This is a genomic window from Streptomyces sp. Tek67B01 (assembly GCF_055231995.1).
This window is the reverse complement of the sequence record NZ_JBUYUY010000001.1, coordinates 5,175,571-5,192,044: the sequence shown is the minus strand read 5'-3', so window position 1 is coordinate 5,192,044 and position 16,474 is coordinate 5,175,571. Positions and strand designations below refer to the sequence as shown.

Annotated in this window: 14 protein-coding genes; all 14 read right to left on the bottom strand. The window is 71.3% G+C overall.

Translation table 11 applies throughout. The features are described from left to right. Position 1 precedes the first annotated feature (1 nt). Positions 2 to 610 carry a cell division protein SepF gene (locus tag ACV7NM_RS23315; protein ID WP_463412095.1) on the bottom strand — a complete coding sequence of 203 codons (609 nt, stop codon included), beginning with the start codon at positions 608 to 610 and terminating at the stop codon, positions 2 to 4. A 164-nt stretch (positions 611 to 774) separates the two neighbouring features. Then, positions 775 to 1,494, bottom strand: a complete 720-nt coding sequence (locus tag ACV7NM_RS23310) for a YggS family pyridoxal phosphate-dependent enzyme (RefSeq protein ID WP_463412094.1) — start codon at positions 1,492 to 1,494, stop codon at positions 775 to 777. A 3-nt stretch (positions 1,495 to 1,497) separates the two neighbouring features. Next, entirely contained in the window at positions 1,498 to 2,229 is a 732-nt protein-coding gene (gene pgeF, locus ACV7NM_RS23305) for a peptidoglycan editing factor PgeF (RefSeq protein WP_463412093.1), read from the bottom strand. Continuing rightward, a complete protein-coding gene (gene ftsZ, locus ACV7NM_RS23300; RefSeq protein WP_463412092.1) occupies positions 2,226 to 3,431 on the bottom strand; it encodes a cell division protein FtsZ in 1,206 nt (401 codons plus the stop codon). The genes pgeF and ftsZ overlap by 4 nt, the downstream gene beginning before the upstream one ends. A 278-nt stretch (positions 3,432 to 3,709) precedes the next feature. Beyond that, positions 3,710 to 4,552 carry a cell division protein FtsQ/DivIB gene (locus ACV7NM_RS23295; RefSeq protein WP_463412091.1) on the bottom strand — a complete coding sequence of 281 codons (843 nt, stop codon included), beginning with the start codon at positions 4,550 to 4,552 and terminating at the stop codon, positions 3,710 to 3,712. A 31-nt stretch (positions 4,553 to 4,583) separates the two neighbouring features. Further along, entirely contained in the window at positions 4,584 to 5,678 is a 1,095-nt protein-coding gene (gene murG / locus ACV7NM_RS23290) for an undecaprenyldiphospho-muramoylpentapeptide beta-N-acetylglucosaminyltransferase (protein ID WP_463412090.1), read from the bottom strand. A 6-nt stretch (positions 5,679 to 5,684) separates the two neighbouring features. Then, positions 5,685 to 7,091 carry a putative lipid II flippase FtsW gene (ftsW, locus tag ACV7NM_RS23285; protein WP_463412089.1) on the bottom strand — a complete coding sequence of 469 codons (1,407 nt, stop codon included), beginning with the start codon at positions 7,089 to 7,091 and terminating at the stop codon, positions 5,685 to 5,687. A gap of 69 nt (positions 7,092 to 7,160) precedes the next feature. Beyond that, complete coding sequence (murD, locus tag ACV7NM_RS23280; RefSeq protein ID WP_463412088.1) at positions 7,161 to 8,588, bottom strand: UDP-N-acetylmuramoyl-L-alanine--D-glutamate ligase; 1,428 nt, start codon at positions 8,586 to 8,588, stop codon at positions 7,161 to 7,163. Next, on the bottom strand, positions 8,570 to 9,640 hold the full coding sequence (mraY, locus tag ACV7NM_RS23275; RefSeq protein WP_463412087.1) for a phospho-N-acetylmuramoyl-pentapeptide-transferase: 1,071 nt from the start codon (positions 9,638 to 9,640) through the stop codon (positions 8,570 to 8,572). Before mraY ends, murD begins: the two co-directional genes overlap by 19 nt. Then, entirely contained in the window at positions 9,637 to 11,055 is a 1,419-nt protein-coding gene (locus ACV7NM_RS23270; RefSeq protein ID WP_463412086.1) for a UDP-N-acetylmuramoyl-tripeptide--D-alanyl-D-alanine ligase, read from the bottom strand. Before ACV7NM_RS23270 ends, mraY begins: the two co-directional genes overlap by 4 nt. Next, positions 11,052 to 12,761, bottom strand: a complete 1,710-nt coding sequence (locus ACV7NM_RS23265; protein WP_463412085.1) for a UDP-N-acetylmuramoyl-L-alanyl-D-glutamate--2,6-diaminopimelate ligase — start codon at positions 12,759 to 12,761, stop codon at positions 11,052 to 11,054. Before ACV7NM_RS23265 ends, ACV7NM_RS23270 begins: the two co-directional genes overlap by 4 nt. A 37-nt stretch (positions 12,762 to 12,798) precedes the next feature. Continuing rightward, on the bottom strand, positions 12,799 to 14,769 hold the full coding sequence (locus ACV7NM_RS23260; RefSeq protein ID WP_463412084.1) for a peptidoglycan D,D-transpeptidase FtsI family protein: 1,971 nt from the start codon (positions 14,767 to 14,769) through the stop codon (positions 12,799 to 12,801). Between the two features lie 111 nt (positions 14,770 to 14,880). After that, the gene (gene ftsL, locus ACV7NM_RS23255) at positions 14,881 to 15,294 is read right to left on the bottom strand and encodes a cell division protein FtsL (protein WP_463414039.1); all 414 of its coding nucleotides are present in this window, start codon (positions 15,292 to 15,294) and stop codon (positions 14,881 to 14,883) included. 86 nt (positions 15,295 to 15,380) lie between these two features. Further along, positions 15,381 to 16,310, bottom strand: coding sequence for a 16S rRNA (cytosine(1402)-N(4))-methyltransferase RsmH (gene rsmH / locus ACV7NM_RS23250; protein ID WP_463412083.1), 930 nt, complete (start codon positions 16,308 to 16,310; stop codon positions 15,381 to 15,383). Between the last annotated feature and the right edge of the window lie 164 nt (positions 16,311 to 16,474).

Here is a 16,474-nt window from a genome sequence, read left to right as displayed (position 1 = left end):
TCTAGCTTTGGTTGAAGAACCCGCCCTCCGCGATGCGGGCCTTGTCCTCCGCCGTGACATCGACGTTAGCAGGCGACAGCAGGAACACCTTCTGTGTCACGCGTTCAATACTGCCGTGCAGACCGAACACGAGGCCGGCGGCGAAGTCGACCAGACGCTTCGCGTCGGTGTCGTCCATCTCCGTGAGATTCATGATCACCGGAGTGCCCTCACGGAAGTGTTCCCCGATGGTACGGGCCTCGTTGTAGGTCCGGGGGTGCAGCGTCGTGATGCGGTACGGCTCCCGCTCGGAGACGACCTTGGGCATGATCACGGGGGCGTTCTTCTCCATGCTGGTGCGGTCAGGTGTGATGGATGCCACGGGTGCGATTCGCGCCGGACGTCCGTTTTCCACCGGCGCCGGGGCGGGTTCCCGTGGCGCCGGAGGCTGTACGACCCGTACCGGTTCGTCCGGTTCGGGCGTTTGGTGCGCGGGTGGCTGACGCCGGCGATCCCGTTCCGGCTCCGGCTCGGGCTCGAACTCGTCATCGGGGTCGTACCCCGGGTTGTCGTACCGGTCGTCCTCCACGAGGCCGAGGTAGACCGCCATCTTGCGCATCGCGCCGGCCATTCTCCGAGTCCTCCGCTCTGTGGTGGATCGCCCTGTCGCAGGTGCCGCCGTACCGGCGAAGGATTTGTCGGTGATGTCACCAACTGCCCGCGATCCACGTGGCCTGTCCGCTCATCGGCGGAAATGACCATATTTTCTGCTGTGGTCCGACTTTCTTCGCGACGTTACCCGAGCCGGGGTCTCGCGCCGAGTACCGCAGTACCGACGCGCACATGTGTCGCACCGGCCAACACGGCCTGTTCCAAGTCCGCGCTCATTCCGGCCGACACCATCGTGGCAGCCGGATGGTCGACGCGCAGGCCGGATGACAATTCCATCAGCCGCTCGAAGGCCGCCCGTTCGCGCCCCGCGTAGGGACCTGCCAGCGGGGCCACGGTCATGAGACCGTCGAGCCGCAGTCCCGGTGCGCCCGCCACGAGTTCCGCCAGTTCCGGAAGCAGGTCGGGCGCCGCCCCTCCCCGCGCTCCCCGTTCGCCCGACTCGGCGTCGAGGGCGATCTGTACGAGGCAGCCGATCTCACGCCCCGCGTTCCCCGCGGCGGCGGACAGCGCCGTGACGAGCTTCGACCGGTCGACCGACTGCACCACGTGCGCGTATCCCGCCACGGAGCGGACTTTGTTCGTCTGCAACTGTCCCACGAAGTGCCAGTCGAGGGGCAGATCCGCGCAGGCCGCGGCCTTGGGGGCGGCGTCCTGGTCGCGATTTTCCGCAACATGACGGACACCCAGGTCCGCCAGCAGTCGTACGTCGCTCGCCGGATATGTCTTGGTGACCACGATCAGGGTCACCTCGTCCCGTGCGCGGCCGGCCGCGGCGCACGCGGAGGCGATCCGCCCCTCCACCCGCGCGAGGTTCTCCACGAGTTCCGACTTACGGTCCATCATATTTCAGTCCAACCAGACATATCCGGCCAGCCGGCCGGTCACCCGGTCGCGGCGGTACGAGAAGTGGTCCCGCGACTCCAGTGTGCAGACCGGTGATCGCCGGCTGTCGGCCACCCCCGCCTCGGCCAGTTGCGCGTGCACCCCGGCGACCACGTCGACGGAGGGCGTTCCCCAACCGGTCTCGGCCCAGGCGGCCGGGACCACCTCCGCGACCGCCGCCCGCATCTCGGCGGGCACTTCGTAGCAGCGTCCGCAGACGGCCGGTCCGGTGCGGGCGATCACGCGGGCGGGGTCGGCGCCCAGAGCGGTCATGGCCTCGATGACGGCGGGCACCACGCCCGCGACCAACCCGGGCCGCCCGGCGTGGGCGGCGCCCGCGATCCGGGCGACCGGGTCGGCGAGCAGGACGGGCACGCAGTCGGCGGTGAGCACGGCGAGGGCGAGCCCCCGACGGCCGGTCACCACCGCGTCCACCGAGGGGATCTCGCGATCGGCGCCCCACGGTCCGTCGACCACCGCCACGTCCCGGCCGTGCACCTGGTTCATCCAGACCACCGACTCGGGCGCGATGCCCAGGGATTCGGCGGCGCGCGTCCGGTTCGCACGAACGGCGGCCGGGTCGTCTCCGACCGCGCCGCCGAGATTGAGCTCCTCGTACGGAACGGCGCTCACCCCGCCCCACCTGTCGGTGAAGGCGAAGTGCGCGCCGTTCTCGCTGTGGTGTGCCAGCGTCACTTCAAGAAGTCCGGTACGTCCAGTTCCTCGGCCGGGCTGTCCGCGTAGGGACGGGCCGTCGGGACCTGGGGCGCCGGGGCCGCGGTCTCGACCGGGACCTCGACCGGGGCCGGCGGGTCCTCACGAGGGGTGACCGTGCCGAGTCCGCCGAAGGCCGGACGGACCGGCTCGGGGGCGGCGCGGACCGGCGCCGGGGCCGGCTCCTCGCGCTTGGTGGACGCGGCGCCGATGACGTTGTCCCGGCGGGCCGGGGGCTGTCCGCCGTCGAACCCGGCGGCGATGACGGTGACCCGTACCTCGTCGCCGAGCGCGTCGTCGATGACGGCACCGAAGATGATGTTCGCCTCGGGGTGCGCCGCCTCGCTGACCAGCTGCGCGGCCTCGTTGATCTCGAAGAGACCGAGGTCCGAGCCGCCGGAGATGGAGAGCAGGACGCCGCGGGCGCCGTCGATGGAGGCCTCCAGGAGCGGCGAGGAGATCGCCATCTCCGCCGCCGCCACCGCGCGGTCGTCGCCGCGGGCCGAGCCGATGCCCATCAGCGCCGAGCCCGCCTCGGACATCACGGACTTGACGTCCGCGAAGTCGAGGTTGATCAGACCGGGGGTGGTGATCAGGTCGGTGATGCCCTGCACGCCCGAGAGCAGGACCTGGTCGGCCGACTTGAACGCGTCGAGGACGCTGACCTGGCGGTCCGAGATGGACAGCAGGCGGTCGTTGGGGATGACGATGAGGGTGTCGACCTCTTCGCGGAGTTCGGCGATGCCGTCCTCCGCCTGGTTCGCGCGGCGCCGGCCCTCGAAGGTGAACGGCCGTGTGACCACACCGATCGTCAGGGCGCCCAGCGAACGCGCGATGTTGGCGACGACGGGTGCGCCGCCCGTGCCGGTGCCGCCGCCCTCACCGGCGGTGACGAAGACCATGTCGGCCCCCTTGAGGACCTCCTCGATCTCCTCGCGGTGGTCCTCTGCCGCCTTGCGGCCGACGGCCGGGTTGGCGCCGGCGCCGAGGCCCCGGGTGAGTTCGCGGCCGACGTCGAGCTTGACGTCGGCGTCGCTCATCAACAGCGCTTGGGCGTCCGTGTTGATGGCGATGAACTCGACGCCCTTGAGACCGACCTCGATCATTCGGTTGATGGCATTGACACCACCGCCGCCGACACCGATGACCTTGATGACTGCGAGGTAGTTCTGCGGTGCTGCCACGTCGAAGGCCTCTCGCCTCGAGTTACGTGTCGCCGCCTCGCGGGCCTGCGTTGCGACGACTGATGCCGAAATGGGGCGGTCCGTACGCGCCGACCCGAACCCTAACCCTGAAGTTTAGGGTTAGGGGTGTGTCTGTTCCTTGGACTCTTCCGAACAGGACACTAAGTCGACAAGTAGCGAGTGTTCAACGAACACGCCGAACCTCCCGTTTTTCTTTTCACCCTATGTGATCACCCGTATCGCTGGCCAACCAGGGTGCGTCGCCGTTCGACCGGACGTCAACTCCCGGACACGGCAGGCGCGGTGGGGACGCTCACGTCGAAGTGCCCGGCGCCCGGGGCGGCTTTCAACAGGGCGGTCAACGCCCGCCCCTTCGCCTCGCCGAGTTCGCCGCTCCCCCACACCACCGTCCGGCCCCGCGTCAGCTGGAGCACGACCGAATCGTAGGACTCCACCTTGACCTGCACGGCTTCCTTGGCGACGGCCTCGGGGAGGCTTCCCGCGATGCCCACCGCCTCGTGCAGCAGCCGGTCGGCGTCGAAGCGACGACCGCTCGGCGAGCGCTCCGCGGCCAATTCGAGGACCGGGACGCCGGTGGGTGCTTTCGCCACCGTGTCGAATCGCACACCCGAAGCGTCCACTTCGACGAACTTCGCGTCCTTCTTGATGAGCAGGACTGGTTTGCGTTCCTTCACTTTCAGACCGATTCCGTGCGGCCAGGCCCGCACCACATCGACCGAATCGATACGGGGCAGCCGATGGAGCAACCGGCTCTCGATCTCGTCGCTGTCGACGCTCACCAGGGGCGCGCCGACGGGAACGGCCGCCGCCGCGAGCACCTGCTGCTCGGTGAGCACCTCGGTGCCCGCGGCCGTGACCTTCTCGACGCGCAGCCACGACGATCCGTAGAGCACCCAGGCGCCGCCGCCCGCGAGGAGCACCGCGGCGACCAGCGAGGCCAGGACGAGGACCCGGCGCGACCTGATGCCGGGCCCTCGTAGGCCGTTCGGTTTCGGCGACTTCGGGCCGCCGGGCGGCTTGGGAGAGCCGGAGCCCCCGCCCTCGGGGCGGGGCCGGCCTGGGCCGGGGTTGCCTCGCTGTGCGGTCGTCGCTCCGGCCACTCCTGTGCCTCCCGGGTCAGTGCTTCCCGCCTCAGCGGGTCCTGCGTGCGGCGATCGCCTCGTAGACCAGGCCGACGAGCAGATCGTCGGCGTCCCGGCGCCCGAACTCGGCGGCGGCGCGGGACATCTCGTAGAGACGGTGCGGATCGGACAGCACCGGGAGGACCTGGCCGAGCACCCACTCGGGGGTCAGCTCCGCGTCGTCGACGAGCAGGCCGCCGCCGGCCTTGACCACCGGCTGGGCGTTGAGCCGCTGCTCACCGTTGCCGATCGGCAGCGGTACGTAGGCGGCGGGCAACCCGACGGCGGACAGTTCGGCGACGGTCATCGCGCCCGCCCGGCACAGCATCATGTCGGCGGCGGCGTACGCGAGGTCCATCCGGTCCACGTACGGTACCGGGACATACGGCGGCATCCCGGGCATGTTGTCGACACGCGGCAGTTCGTTCTTCGGACCGACCGCGTGCAGGATCTGGATCCCGGAGCGCTGGAGGGTCGGGGCGACCGCCTGGATCGTCTCGTTGAGGCGACGGGCGCCCTGGGAGCCGCCGGAGACCAGCAGGGTCGGCAGGTTGGGGTCCAGCCCGAAGGCGGCGCGCGCCTCGGGGCGGACGGCGGCCCGGTCCAGCGTCGAGATCGAGCGGCGCAGCGGGATGCCCACGTAGCGGGCGCCGCGCAGCTTGCTGTCCGGGGTCGACACCGCGACGGCGTACGCGTAGCGGGAGCCGATCTTGTTGGCCAGTCCGGGCCGGGCGTTGGCCTCGTGGACGATGATCGGCACCCCGAGGCGCTTGGCCGCGAGGTAGCCGGGCAGGGCCACGTAGCCGCCGAAGCCGACGACGCAGTCGGCCTTGGTGCGCTCCAGGATCTCCTCGGCCGCCTTGATCGTGCCGCGCAGCCGTCCGGGGACGGTGATCAGCTCGGGGGTGGGTTTGCGGGGCAACGGGACGGCGGGGATCAACCCCAGCTCGTAACCGCGCTCGGGCACGAGGCGGGTTTCGAGTCCGCGTTCCGTGCCGAGGGCGGTGATGCCCACGGAAGGGTCCTGCCTGCGCAGGGCGTCCGCGAGGGCGAGCGCCGGCTCGATGTGGCCGGCGGTCCCCCCACCGGCGAGTACGACATGCACCGAAATTCACCGCTCTCCGGACGGACGCCTTGTGACGCGCCGTCTCATCGACTTCCATCTCAGCCCGGTCCGCAGCCGGCCGTTCTTCGGCTGCCGCATCGCGAGCGCCGCGCGCGCCGCCGGCTCCTCCCGCGCGAAGGCGATGAGCAGTCCGACCGCGAACATGGTCGGCAGCAGGGCGGACCCTCCGTAGGAGAACAGCGGGAGCGGAACCCCGGCGATCGGCAACAGACCGAGCACCGCACCGATGTTGATCACGGCCTGGGCCGTGATCCACGTGGTCACGCCTCCCGCGGCATACCGTACGAAGGAGTCCTCCGTGCGTCCGGCCACGCGGATACCCGCATAGCCTAGGGCCGCGAACAGGGCGAGTACCGACAGCGTCCCCGCCAGACCCAGTTCCTCACCGGTAATGGCAAAGATGAAGTCCGTGTGCGCTTCGGGTAGTTGCCCCCATTTTTCCACACTCGCACCCAGACCGGAACCGAACCATCCACCGGACGCGAGAGCGTAGATCCCGTGCACGGCCTGCCAGCATAGGTCGTTCTTGCCCGGTTCTGTCGCGCCGATGCACGCCAGCCGGTCCATCCGGTGGGGGCTGGTCTTGATCAGCAGTACGACGATCACACCAGCGAAGGTCAGCACGCCCGCGAACATCCGCGTGGGCGCCCCGGCGAGCCAGAGCAACCCGAACAGGATCGCCCCGAGGATCACGGCCGTACCCATGTCCCCGCCGAGCATGATGAGTCCGAGCAACAGGAAGGCCACCGGCACGAGCGGCACCAGCAGGTGCTTCCACTGGCTCAGCAGCCCCTTCTCGCCCTTGCGCGCCAGCAGGTCGGCGCCCCACAGGATCAGCGCCAGCTTGCCGAACTCACTGGGCTGGAGCATGAACGGGCCACCAAGGGAAATCCAATTCTGGTTGCCGTTGATCGAGACCCCTATGCCGGGGACCTGGACCAGGACCATCAGGAAGAGCGTTCCGGCGAGCACCGGGTAGGAGAGCGCCCGGTGGAGCTTGACCGGCATCCGGGAGGCGACCGCCAGCAGGCCGGCGCCGATCACGGCGGCGAGGAACTGCTTCTTGAAGAAGTAGGCGTCGCCCAGGCCCAGCTGGAGCGCCTTGATCATGGAGGCGGAGTAGACCATCACCAGTCCCAGGACGGTGATGAGCAGCGAACTGCCGAAAATCAGATAATACGCGGTGAGCGGACGGTCCCAGGCCTTGCGCAACTGCCACTGCGTACGCCGGAACCCGGCGAGCGGCCCGCGCCCCGCGGGGCCGCCGGGGCGGGCCGCAGGGCGTTTTCGGCCCTGCGCCCTGACCGCCTTCACGGACGTGACGGCTCTGACCGCCTTCGCGGCCTTGGTGGCGGACGGCCGCCGCCCCGGCAGGACTTGTCTGGCCGGCATCTGTGATCTTCCCCTCCACTCGTACGAGGCGAGCAGCCGGTCGGGGAGGGACACCTGCCCTGGGTCGACCTAGGCGCTCTCGGCGGCCAGTTCGCGTACCGCGTCGGCGAACGCGTCCCCACGCTTGTTGTAGTTCGCGAACATGTCCATCGAGGCACAGGCAGGTGCCAGCAGGACCGTGTCGCCGCGCTCGGCGAGCCGGGCCGCTTCCCGGACCGCTGCGAGCATCGCCCCAGTGTCGGTCCGGTCGAGGTCCACGACCGGGACCTGCGGGGCGTGTCGCGCCAGCGCCTGCGCGATCAGGGCCCGGTCGGCGCCCATCAGCACGACGGCGCGCAGCCGCTTCGCCGACTTCCGCACGAGTTCGTCGAAGGTCGCGCCCTTGGCGAGACCGCCGGCGATCCAGACGACGGGCTCGAAGGCGGCGAGGGAGGCCTCCGCCGCGTGCGTGTTGGTGGCCTTGGAGTCGTCGACGTACGTGACCCCCTCCACCTCGGCCACGTGCGCGACCCGGTGGGCGTCCGGCCGGAAGTCGCGCAGCCCGTCGCGGACGGCGCGGGGCGGGACGCCGAAGGCGCGGGCGAGGGCGGCCGCGGCCAGCGCGTTGGCGATGTTGTGCGGGGCCGGCGGGTTGACGTCCCCGACCTCGGCGAGCTCCTGGGCGTTCTTCTGCCGGTTCTCGACGAAGGCGCGGTCCACGAGGATGCCGTCGACGACACCGAGCATGGAGGGGCCGGGGGCGCCGAGGGTGAATCCGATGGCGCGACAGCCTTCTTCGACGTCGGCCTTCTCGACCAGTTCCTCGGTGGCCGGGTCGGCGACGTTGTAGACGCAGGCGACGGTGTTGCCCTCGTAGATCCGGCCCTTGTCGGCGGCGTAGGCCTCCATGGAGCCGTGCCAGTCGAGGTGGTCGGGGGCGAGGTTGAGCACGGCCGCGGAGTGGGCGCGCACCGAGGGCGCCCAGTGCAGCTGGTAGCTGGAGAGTTCGACGGCGAGCACGTCGTACCGCTCCTCGCCGGTCACCACGTCGATGATGGGGGTGCCGATGTTGCCGACGGCCGCCGTCTTGAGCCCGGCGGCCCGCAGGATCGAGGCGAGCATCTGCGTGGTGGTGGTCTTGCCGTTGGTGCCGGTGATCGCCAGCCAGGGGGCCGCGTCGGGGCCCCGCAGCAGCCAGGCGATCTCCACGTCCCCGACGACCTCGACGCCCGCTTCGGCGGCAGCCTCGAAGAGCGGGCTGTCGGGCTTCCAGCCGGGCGAGGTCACGACCAGGTCGGTGCCCTCGGGGAGCGTCTCGGCGTCCGCCAGGCGCACGGCGATGCCCGCCGCCTCCAGCTCCGCCGCGCGGGCCCGGTGTCCCTCGCTGTCGCCGCCGTCGACCACGGTCACGACGGCGCCGAGGCCGGCCAGGGCGCGGGCGGCGCTGACGCCGCTCACGCCGAGACCGGCGACGGTGATGTTCTTGTCCTGCCAGGACGTCACTTGTCCGCTGCCCATCCCGCGTAGAAGAGTCCGAGGCCCACGATCACGCACATGCCCTGGATGATCCAGAAGCGGACCACCACAAGGACTTCGGACCACCCCTTGAGTTCGAAGTGGTGTTGCAGCGGGGCCATCCGGAAGACGCGCTTCCCGGTCATCTTGAAGGAGCCGACCTGGATGACGACCGACATGGTGATGAGGACGAAGAGGCCGCCGAGCAGGGCGATCAGGAACTCCGTGCGGGAGCAGATCGCGAGGCCGGCCAGGGCGCCGCCGAGCGCGAGCGAGCCGGTGTCACCCATGAAGATCTTGGCGGGCGAGGTGTTCCACCACAGGAAGCCGAAGCAGGCGCCCATCAGGGCGGAGGCGACGACCGCGAGGTCCAGCGGGTCGCGGACCTCGAAACAGGCCGCCGGGTTGGTCAGGTCCTGCGCGTTCACGCAGGACTCCTGGTGCTGCCAGACACCGATGAAGGTGTACGCGCCGAAGACCATCACCGCGGCGCCCGTGGCCAGGCCGTCCAGGCCGTCCGTCAGGTTCACGCCGTTGGACATGGCCAGGATCATGAACAGCGCCCAGACCACGAACAGCACCGGGCCGATCGACCAGCCGAAGTCCGTGACGAACGACAGCTTGGTGGAGGCCGGGGTCAGCCCGCGCGAGTCCTTGAACTGGAGCGCGAGCACCGCGAAGGCGATGCCGACGATCAGCTGGCCGGCCATCTTGGCCTTGGCCCGCAGACCGAGCGAACGCCTTTTGACGATCTTGATGTAGTCGTCCAGGTAGCCGACCAGGCCCATGCCCGCCATCAGGAACAGGACCAGCAGACCCGAGAAGCTCGGCTCCTCGCCGGTGATCACCTTCGTGAGGGCGTACGCGATGAGCGTGGCCAGGATGAAGGAAATGCCGCCCATGGTGGGCGTGCCCTTCTTCCCGGCGTGGCCGCGCGGGCCGTCGTCGCGGATGAACTGGCCGTAGCCCTTGCGGGCCAACAGCTTGATCAGCAGCGGGGTGCCGATGACGGTGAGGAACATGCCGATGACACCGGCGAACAGGATCTGCCTCATCGGTCGGAGGCCTCGCCTTCGAGCAGAGCCTGTGCGACCCGCTCCAGACCGGCCGACCTGGAAGCCTTCACCAGCACGACGTCCCCCGGGCGCAGTTCACTGCGCAACAGGTCGACCGCCGCCTGCGCGTCGGACACGAGCACCGACTCCTCACCCCACGAACCCTCGTTATATGCGCCCAGTTGCAACCAGGACGCTTCCCTGCCCCCGACTGCGACGAGCTTGCTCACGTTGAGCCGGACGGCAAGCCGTCCCACCGCGTCGTGTTCGGCCAGCGCGTCGTCACCGAGCTCGGCCATGGGGCCGAGCACCGCCCACGTGCGGCCCCCGTTCGCCTGTGCGGCGGAGCCCATCGCGACGAGCGCTCGCAGAGCGGCCCGCATGGACTCGGGGTTCGCGTTGTAGGCGTCGTTGACGATCGTGACGCCGTCCGCGCGCTCGGTGACCTCCATCCGCCACCGCGACAACGTGCCCGCCCCGGAGAGCGCGGTGGCGATCTCCTCGGCGGACATGCCCAGTACATGGGCGACCGCGGCCGCGCCGAGCGCGTTCGACACGTGGTGCTCACCGTACAGGCGCAAGGTCACGTCACTGCACCCGGTGGGTGTGTGGAGTGTGAAGGCCGGCCGTCCCTGGGGCGTCATACGGACATCCGTGGCCCGTACGTCGGCTTCCTCGGACTCGCCGAACAGGACCGTACGGGCCTTCGTACGGGAGGACATGGCACGGACCAGCGGGTCGTCCGCGTTCAGGACGGCGACGCCGCCCTCCGCCTCCGACGGCAGCGCCTCGACCAGCTCGCCCTTGGCCTGGGCGATGGCCTCGCGACCGCCGAACTCGCCGATGTGGGCGGTGCCCACGTTCAGCACGAGTCCGATGCGGGGCGGGGTGAGCCCCGTGAGGTAGCGGATGTGGCCGATGCCGCGGGCGCCCATCTCCAGCACCAGGTGCCGGGTCTCCTCGGTGGCGCGCAGGGTGGTGATCGGCAGGCCGATCTCGTTGTTGAGGTTGCCCGGCGTCCACACCGTCGGCGCGTGGTGCTGGAGCACCTGGGCGATGAGGTCCTTGGTGGAGGTCTTGCCGGCCGAACCGGTCAGGGCCACCACGTCGGTGCCGATCCGGGCGACGACCGCGCCGGCCAGCGCCCCGAGGGCCGCCACGACGTCGGGGACGACGATGGCGGGCACTTCGACGGGCCGGGTGGCGAGGACGGCGCGGGCGCCCGCCGCGATGGCCGTGGCGGCGTAGTCGTGGCCGTCGACGTGCTCGCCGACGAAGGCGGCGAACAGGCTGCCGTCCTCCACCTGGCGGGAGTCGAACACGACGGGGCCGGTGACCAGGACGGACGCATCCGGTATGTCGTGGAGCTGCCCGCCGGTGATGTCGGCGATCTCGGCGAGGGAGAGGGGGATCACGGGGTCACCTCGGCCTGGGGGGCCTGCTGTTGGCGTTCGATCGCGGCGCGCAGCACCGCGCGGTCGTCGAAGGGGCGGACGACGCCCGCGGTGTCCTGGCCCTGCTCGTGGCCCTTGCCGGCCACGAGGACGGTGTCACCGGGCCGGGCCCGCGCCACGGCGGCGGCGATGGCCGCGGCCCGGTCGGCGTCGACCAGGACGGAGCCCCGCTCGGCGGGCGGCACGGAGACGGCGCCTTCGAACATCGCGGCGAGGATCGCGAGCGGGTCCTCGGAGCGCGGGTTGTCGGAGGTCAGGATGGCGGTGTCGGCGAAGCGGGCGGCCGCGGCGCCCATCGGGGCGCGCTTGGTGGTGTCGCGGTCGCCGCCGCAGCCGAGCACGATGTGCAGCTTGCCCTCGGTGACCTCGCGCAGGGCCCGCAGGACCGATTCGACGGCGTCCGTCTTGTGCGCGTAGTCGACGACGGCCAGGTACGGCTGGCCCGCCTCGACCCGCTCCAGCCGGCCGGGCACCCCCGGGACCGCGGCGACGCCGTCGGCGGCGGTCTGCGGGTCGATGCCGGCGGCGGCGAGCGTGACGATCGCGGCGACCGTGTTGGCGACGTTGAACGGGCCGGGCAGCGGCGCGGTGGCCCGTACGCGCTGTCCGTCCGGGCCCAGCAGGGTCAGCGTGGAGTCGGCGGCGCCCAGCACCACGTCCTCGGCGCGCCAGTCGGCTCCGGGGTCGCCCGCCGCGGAGAAGGTGACGACCGGGATCGCCGCCTCCTTGGCCAGGCGGCGGCCGTACTCGTCGTCGACGTTGACCACTCCGAGGCGGGCGCGGCGCTCGGTGAACAGCTGCGCCTTGGCCTGGAAGTAGTCCTCCATGTCGGAGTGGAACTCCATGTGTTCGGGGCTCAGGTTGTTGAAGACGGCGACGTCGAAGACGCAGCCGTCGACCCGGCCGAGCACCAGGGCGTGGCTGGAGACCTCCATGGTCACGGCGTCGACGCCGCGTTCGCGCATGACGGCGAAGAGGGCCTGGAGGTCGGTGGCCTCGGGCGTGGTGCGCTCGGACTTGATGCGCTCGTCCCCGACGCGCATCTCGACGGTGCCCACCAGGCCCGTCGCGCGTCCGGTGCCGCGCAGGCCGCCGTCGATGAGGTAGGCCGTGGTGGTCTTGCCCGAGGTGCCGGTGATGCCGAGCTGGAGCAGGCCCTCACCCGGGCGGCCGTAGATCTCGGCGGCGAGCTCGCCCATCCGGGCGCGCGGGTCGGCGACGGCGAGCACCGGCAGTCCCGTCGCGGCGGCGCGTTCGGCGCCCGCCGGGTCGGTCAGCACGGCGGCGGCGCCGAGGGCGGCCGCCTGGGCGGCGAAGTCCGCCCCGTGCAGCTTGGCGCCGGGCAGCGCCGCGTACAGGTCGCCGGGGCGCACGGCGCGGGAGTCGTGCGTGATGCCGGTGATCCGCGTCGTTTCCGACTCCGGGTCGGCGCCTGCCGCTCGCACGCCCAGCAGCTCCGCCAGCTCGCCCAGCGGGGTCGGGCGGGCGGACTCGGGCCGGGGCGCTCCCGGCGGCGCTGCCGGGGCGTCTTTCTGTGGCGTTCTGGGCTGATCAGCGTGGGACACGGCGGTGAGCGTACCGGGCGTGGCGGGCCGCTCGCGAAGTGAGGGCCCGACCGCGGCGTCGGAGCTCGACTGGTTCCCGGATTTCGGGGTGATCGTTGTCACTGATGGTGCCTCACGCGTCTGTGGCTGGGCGGTCGGTTCACTGGCCGGGCTGTGGGCTGGTCCGGGGTGCGGGCTGCGGGGCCGGCGGGGGTGCGACGTCGTAGGTGACGGGCAGCCCGGCGGGGGCGGTTCCGGTGGGGGCGATCTGGAGGGTCTTGAGCGCGAACTCCATGACCTTCTTGTAGATCGGCCCGCAGATCTGGCCGCCGAAGTAGCTGCCCTTCGTGGGGTTCTGGATGGCGCAGTAGACGGTGATCCGGGGGTTGTCGGCGGGCGCGAAACCGGCGAACGAGGCGGTGTAGCCCTTGTAGCGGCCGGTGGCCGGATCCACCCGGTTGGAGGTGCCGGTCTTGCCGCCGACCCGGTAGCCGGGGATTCGCGCCTTGGTGCCGGTGCCGTCCTGGTCGTCGACCACGGATTCGAGCATCTGCGCGAGGGCCTTGGCGGTGTCGTGGCTGACGACGCGGGTCTGCGCGGGCGCCTTGGCCGGGGTGAAGCGGCCGTCGGGGCCCTTGGTGCCGCGGACCAGGGTCGGCTCGATCCGGACCCCTCCGTTGGCGATCGTCGAGTAGACCGAGGCCGCCTGCATGGCGTTGAGGGAGAGGCCTTGGCCGAAGGGGATCGTGAACTGCTGGGAGGTGGACCAGTCCTCGGGTTTGGCGAGGATGCCCCGGGACTCTCCCGGGTAGTTCAGGCCGGTGGGCTGCCCGATGCCGAACTTGTTCAGGTAGGAGTAGAGGACCTTGTTGGCCTCGGTCTGGGTGTTGCCCAGCTGGCCGGTGGCGAGGATCGTGCCGATGTTCGAGGACTTGGCGAGGACCCCGTTGAGGGTCAGGTACCAGGTGGGGTGGTCGATGTCGTCCTTGAAGAGCCGGTCGCCCCGGTGCAGCCGGTTGGGGACCTCGACGTGGGTCTCCGGGGTGGCCTTCTTCTCCTCCAGTACGGCGGCCATCGACATCACCTTGGCGGTGGAGCCGGGCTCGTAGACGTCCTGGAGGGCCGCGTTGCCCATGGCGGCCGAGCCGGCCTTGCCGAGGTCGTTGGGGTCGAAGCCGGGGGCGTTGGCCATCGCCAGCACCTCGCCGGTGCGGGTGTCCTGGACGATCACGTAGCCGCGGTCGGCGCCGGACTTCTCGACCTGCTCGCTGATCGCGCTCTGCGCGGCCCACTGGATGTCGCGGTCGATGGTCAGTTCGATGTCTTCGCCGGGTACGGCGGGCTTCTCGCTGGAGCCGGCCGTGGGGACGCGACGACCGCCGGACTGGGCGTAGGTCAGCTCGCCGTCCTTGCCGGCCAGCTTCTTGTCGAGGGCGGACTCCAGGCCACCGCCGCCCTTGCCGTCGGCGTTGACGTAACCCAGTATCCCGGCGGCCAGGTCGCCGTTCGGGTACACGCGCTTGCTGCTGTCCTCCTTGAACACACCGGCCAGGACGTTGGCGCCGGGCCCGTTGTTCTTCCGGTCGGCGGCCGCCTTGTCGGCGAAGACCTTCTGGAGGCCCTTGATCTGGTTCCAGACCTGAGGGGTCTGGCGGCGCGCGAGGACGACGTAGCGGGTGTTCTTGGTCGACAGGCGGCCCGCGATCTCCTTGGCGTCCTTGCCGAGGATCGGCGCGAGGAGGGCGGCGGCCTGCTCGGGGGCGTCGGGCGCCTTGCTCTCCTGCGGGGTGAACATCTTCGGGTCGGCGGTGATGTCGTACGCGTCGACGCTGGTGGCCAGGGCCACGCCCTTGCGGTCGGTGATCTCCCCGCGCTCGGCGGCCAGGGTGTAGCTGGCGAAGCGGTTCTCGGATGCCTTGGCGGAGTACGCGGAGGCGTCGACGGCCTGGACCTGGAGGAGCCGTACGACGAAGGCGGCCATCACCAGGGTGAGGGCGACGCTGACCAGGCGCAGGCGAGGTTTGGGGCTCCCGAGGCGGATGGTGTGCTGGGTGCGCGCGGGGGCGGGGCGGCCGGTGGCCCGCGCCCGCGCGGGGCCGGGGACCCTGCGCCGCGGCACCTGCGGGCTCACGCGCCCGCCCCGTGCCGCCGACCCGCCGTGGTCGTCCGCGGCGCCGTTGCCGGGGCTCCGCGTCCGACCCCGTGCCTCGATGGCCGGCGGGGCTGGATTGCGTTCACGACGTCACCTTCCGGAGGAGGGCGAGCCCGCCGGGCTCGGGGTGGGTGAGGCGGCCGCGGCCGGCGGGGCGGACGGTGCGGCCGGACTCTGGGACACCGGCGGGGCGGACGGCGGGGGCGCGGGCGGGGGCGGTGCTTCCGCCGCCGCCGGGGTTCCCGCGACCTTCCCGTCCGGGCCGATGAAGACCGGGCTCCCCCCCGGCACCAGGCCCAGCTCGTGCGCCCGCCGCTGGAGCGCGTCCGGCGCCGAGTACCCGTCCACGTCCCGCTGCAGCTCCTGCTGCTCGTCCCGCAGGACGGTGGTCTCCTTCTTGAGCTTGCTCAGCTGGAAGGAGCCCTGGTTCAGCGCCGAGTTCAACAGCAGCAGGCTGATCAGCCCGCCGCCGAGCAGGGCCACGACCAGCAGGACGAACGGCATCCGCGCCGCCTGCCCGGAGGTGCCCTGGCCGGACGGGCCCTGACCGGTCCCCGCCCCGCCCCCGCCCCGCAGCAGCCCGCGTTTCGTCACAGTCGCGCCTCCCGGATGCGCTCGACCCCGCGGAAGCGCGCCGGGGCGGCCCGCCGGTTCTCGGCGATCTCCTCCTCCGTCGGGAGCTCCGCACCGCGGGTGAGCAGCTTCAGCTTCGGCTGGTAGCGCTCGGGCACCACCGGCAGGCCCGGCGGAGCGGTGGAGGCGGCGCCCGCCGCGAACACCTGCTTCACGAGGCGGTCCTCCAGCGAGTGGTAGGACAGCACCGCGATCCGGCCGCCGACCGCGATCCGGTCCACGGCCGCGGGGATGGCCCGCTCCAGCCCGGCCAGCTCGGCGTTGACCTCGATCCGCAGGGCCTGGAAGGTCCGCTTCGCCGGGTTGCCGCCCGTTCGTTTCGCCGCCTGCGGCAGCGCCTCGCGGATCACCTCGACCAGCCGGGCGCTGTTCGAGAACGGTTCCCGCTCGCGCTCGCGCACGACCGCCGACACGATGCGCTTGGCCTGCTTCTCCTCGCCGTACTGGCGCAGGATGCGGACCAGCTCACCGGGTGCGTACGTGTTGAGGACCTCCGCGGCGCTGATGCCGGTGGTCTGGTCCATCCGCATGTCCAGCGGCGCGTCCTGCGCGTACGCGAAACCGCGGTCGGCCTCGTCGAGCTGCATGGAGGAGACGCCCAGGTCGAAGAGGATGCCCTGGACGGTGGGGATGTCCAGGCTGTCCAGCACCTCGGCGAGGTCGGCGTAGACGGCGTGCACGAGGGTGGCCCGCTCGCCGAAGGGCGCGAGCCGCTCGCCGGAGAGCCGCAGGGCCTCCTTGTCGCGGTCCAGGCCGATCAGACGGGCCTCGGGGAACCGGGTCAGCAGGGCCTCGCTGTGGCCGCCGAGGCCGAGGGTGCAGTCGACGACGACGGCGCCGGGCCTCTCCAGCGCCGGGGCCAACAGGTCCAGGCACCGCTGGAGCATTACCGGGACATGTCGGGACTCGCTAGTCAAAGCGCCCTCTCAGATAACGGCGCGGCAGGCATACGCCGCGCCGCGCACGCGGAGTGTTACCAGGGGGCCGGGCGGCCGGTGAGGGCCGGGCTCCGGCCGGTTCGCGTCACTTTAGTGCAACGGTCGCCACGGTC

What these genes read in the sequence shown, in the direction of transcription:
- ACV7NM_RS23315 (WP_463412095.1), bottom strand. Translation starts at nt 610, where the DNA reads ATGGCCGGCGCGATGCGCAAGATGGCGGTCTACCTCGGCCTCGTGGAG.
- ACV7NM_RS23310 (WP_463412094.1), bottom strand. Translation starts at nt 1,494, where the DNA reads ATGATGGACCGTAAGTCGGAACTCGTGGAGAACCTCGCGCGGGTGGAG.
- ftsW (WP_463412089.1), bottom strand. Translation starts at nt 7,091, where the DNA reads ATGCCGGCCAGACAAGTCCTGCCGGGGCGGCGGCCGTCCGCCACCAAG.
- murD (WP_463412088.1), bottom strand. Translation starts at nt 8,588, where the DNA reads ATGGGCAGCGGACAAGTGACGTCCTGGCAGGACAAGAACATCACCGTC.
- mraY (WP_463412087.1), bottom strand. Translation starts at nt 9,640, where the DNA reads ATGAGGCAGATCCTGTTCGCCGGTGTCATCGGCATGTTCCTCACCGTC.
- ftsL (WP_463414039.1), bottom strand. Translation starts at nt 15,294, where the DNA reads ATGCCGTTCGTCCTGCTGGTCGTGGCCCTGCTCGGCGGCGGGCTGATC.
- rsmH (WP_463412083.1), bottom strand. Translation starts at nt 16,310, where the DNA reads ATGCTCCAGCGGTGCCTGGACCTGTTGGCCCCGGCGCTGGAGAGGCCC.